This is a genomic window from Amycolatopsis kentuckyensis (assembly GCF_002155975.1).
Taxonomy (GTDB): domain Bacteria; phylum Actinomycetota; class Actinomycetes; order Mycobacteriales; family Pseudonocardiaceae; genus Amycolatopsis; species Amycolatopsis kentuckyensis.
This window is the reverse complement of sequence record NZ_MUMI01000761.1, coordinates 1-2,398: the sequence shown is the minus strand read 5'-3', so window position 1 is coordinate 2,398 and position 2,398 is coordinate 1. Positions and strand designations below refer to the sequence as shown.

Sequence of the window (2,398 nt, the reverse complement as noted above, 5' to 3'; positions counted from 1 at the left end):
ACGCCGATCCGGATCGGCGTCAACGCCGGTTCGCTGGACAAGCGGATCATGGACAAGTACGGCAAGGCGACGCCGGAGGCGCTGGCCGAGTCGGCGCTGTGGGAGGCGTCGCTGTTCGCCGAGCACGACTTCCACGACATCAAGATCTCGGTGAAGCACAACGACCCGGTGGTCATGGTGCGCGCCTACGAGATCCTCGCCGAGCAGTGCGACTACCCGCTGCACCTCGGCGTCACCGAGGCCGGCCCGGCGTTCCAGGGCACGATCAAGTCGGCGGTGGCGTTCGGTGCGCTGCTGCGGCAGGGCATCGGCGATACGATCCGCGTCTCGCTGTCCGCGCCGCCGGTCGAAGAGGTCAAGGTCGGCATTCAGATCCTGCAGTCGCTGAACCTCAAGCAGCGCAAGCTGGAGATCGTGTCGTGCCCGTCGTGCGGGCGCGCGCAGGTCGACGTCTACACGCTCGCCGAGCAGGTCACGGCCGGGCTCGAGGGCATGGAGATCCCGCTGCGCGTGGCCGTCATGGGCTGCGTCGTGAACGGCCCGGGCGAGGCCCGCGAGGCCGACCTGGGCGTGGCTTCGGGCAACGGCAAGGGGCAGATCTTCGTCAAGGGCGAGGTCATCAAGACCGTGCCGGAGCACGCGATCGTCGAGACGCTCATCGAAGAGGCCATGCGCATCGCCGAAGAGGCGGGCGAGTCCCTGGGTGAGGGCGCGCCGGTGGTCACCGCCGGCTGAGTTCTTTCCGCTGAAGCCCTCCTCACCTTCGTGGTGAGGAGGGCTTCGGCGCGTCTTCAGCCTTGCAGGTGGTGCTGGGCGGCGTCGCGGATCTGCAGCCGCACGTTCTCCAGCGCGGCCGCGACCTCGTCGATCTGCTGCGAAGCGAGCTGGATGGCGCCCTGGATCGCGGTCGCGCTGGACGTCTCCCCGAGCAGGCCGAGCACCTGGGCCTGGAGGTCTTCGAGGTCGCTCTTCGTGGCGAGCGCGATGCCGGTCGGCACCTGGTCGGCGAGCAGCTCCAGCTGCTGCGCCTGCTCCTGGATCGTCATCGGGTGGTTCCTTCCGCGGTGGGGACGCACGTCCGTGTTATCAGACCCGGGAACTGTCGGTGGTGACGATTACGCTGGCATTCGTGAGCGTGACCTGGGCAGTTCGGCGGCCGCACCCGGTGGTGCGGCCCCTGGTCACGCGCTATGTCGGGTATGCGCAGGACGACGTGACGCTGGCCGTTCACCGCGGGCTGCCGTCCCGGTATGTGACGCTCGTCATCAGCCTCGCCGGGCCGGTGCGCATGGGCGGGCGCAGCCTCCAGGCGCTGGTCGGCGGGCTCCACACGCGCGCGGTGCTGATCCGGCAGGACCGCGTGCAGGAGGGCCTGCAGCTGGAGCTCGACCCGCTGGGCGTGCGGACGCTGTTCGGCGTGACGGCGGCCGAGCTGAGCGGCGAGGTGGCCGACCTCGCCGACTTCGGCCTCGGCTCGCTGCCGGAGAGGCTGCGGGAGCTGCCGTGGCGCGAGCGGTTCGCGCTGCTGGACGACGTCCTGGCCGCCCGGGCCGTCGAGCCGGTGGCGCCGCCGCCCGAGCTGGGGGAGGCGTGGCGCCGGATGCGGGGCGCGGACGGGCGGGTGCGCGTCGCGGACCTGGCGGACGAGGTCGGCTGGAGCCGTCGCCACCTCGGCGAGCGGTTCCGCACGGAGCTGGGGCTGGCGCCGAAGCAGGCGGCGCGGGTGCTGCGGTTCGAGCGGGCCGGGCGCCTGCTGCGGCGGGGGCGGACGGACCTGGCGGCGCTGGCCGCGGAGTGCGGGTTCTACGACCAGGCGCACCTCACCAACGAGTGGCGTGCGCTGGCGGGCTGCACGCCGGGGACGTGGATCGCCGAGGAGCTCCCGTTCCTCCAAGACCAGGAGGCGGAGGTGGCGCGAAGCTGACGGCATGACACCTGAACCGAACGTCTGGCCCGCCCTCCGGTACGACGACGCCCCGGCCGCGGTCCGCTTCCTCGTCGACGTCCTGGGCTTCACCGAGGCGCTGGTGGTGCCCGAAGGCGACCTGATCGCGCACGCCGAGCTGCGCTGGCCCGAAGGCGGCGCGGTGATGCTGGGCAGCGTCCGGCCGCCGGACGGAGTCCACGACGCGATGAAGCCGGGCGCGTCCGCGGTGTACGTGGTGTCGGACAAGGTGGACGAGGTGTACGCGCGGGTGAAGGCCGCGGGCGCGGAGCTCACGGCGGACCTGACGGACACCGAGTACGGCTCGCACACGTTCAGCCTGCGCGACCCGGAGGGCAACTCCTGGACGATCGGCACCTACCGCGGCGCGGCCTGAACGCAGGGGGCGGGCGCGGTGGCGAGTCCGATCGGGGCCGGGGCCGGGCTGAAGCCTGCCCGCCACCGCGCCCGCCC

Annotated in this window: 4 protein-coding genes; 3 read left to right on the top strand and 1 reads right to left on the bottom strand. The window is 72.2% G+C overall.

All coding sequences use genetic code 11. From position 1 onward, the window contains the following. On the top strand, positions 1-735 hold a 735-nt coding region (gene ispG, locus CCN39_RS47395; RefSeq protein WP_086853694.1), incomplete at its 5' end, for a flavodoxin-dependent (E)-4-hydroxy-3-methylbut-2-enyl-diphosphate synthase. Between the two features lie 56 nt (positions 736-791). Here ispG and CCN39_RS47390 read toward each other — a convergent pair. After that, complete coding sequence (locus tag CCN39_RS47390; RefSeq protein WP_086853692.1) at positions 792-1,046, bottom strand: hypothetical protein; 255 nt, start codon at positions 1,044-1,046, stop codon at positions 792-794. Between the two features lie 83 nt (positions 1,047-1,129). Here CCN39_RS47390 and CCN39_RS47385 point away from each other — a divergent pair, with 83 nt between their 5' ends. Both CCN39_RS47385 and CCN39_RS47380 read left to right on the top strand, forming a co-directional pair. Then, positions 1,130-1,924, top strand: a complete 795-nt coding sequence (locus CCN39_RS47385; RefSeq protein WP_208630689.1) for a helix-turn-helix domain-containing protein — start codon at positions 1,130-1,132, stop codon at positions 1,922-1,924. A 4-nt stretch (positions 1,925-1,928) separates the two neighbouring features. Next, positions 1,929-2,321 carry a VOC family protein gene (locus CCN39_RS47380; protein WP_086853688.1) on the top strand — a complete coding sequence of 131 codons (393 nt, stop codon included), beginning with the start codon at positions 1,929-1,931 and terminating at the stop codon, positions 2,319-2,321. Positions 2,322-2,398: the final 77 nt, after the last annotated feature.

Coding starts and splice junctions, on each gene's coding strand:
- CCN39_RS47390 (WP_086853692.1), bottom strand. CDS start 1,046: ATGACGATCCAGGAGCAGGCGCAGCAGCTGGAGCTGCTCGCCGACCAG.
- CCN39_RS47380 (WP_086853688.1), top strand. CDS start 1,929: ATGACACCTGAACCGAACGTCTGGCCCGCCCTCCGGTACGACGACGCC.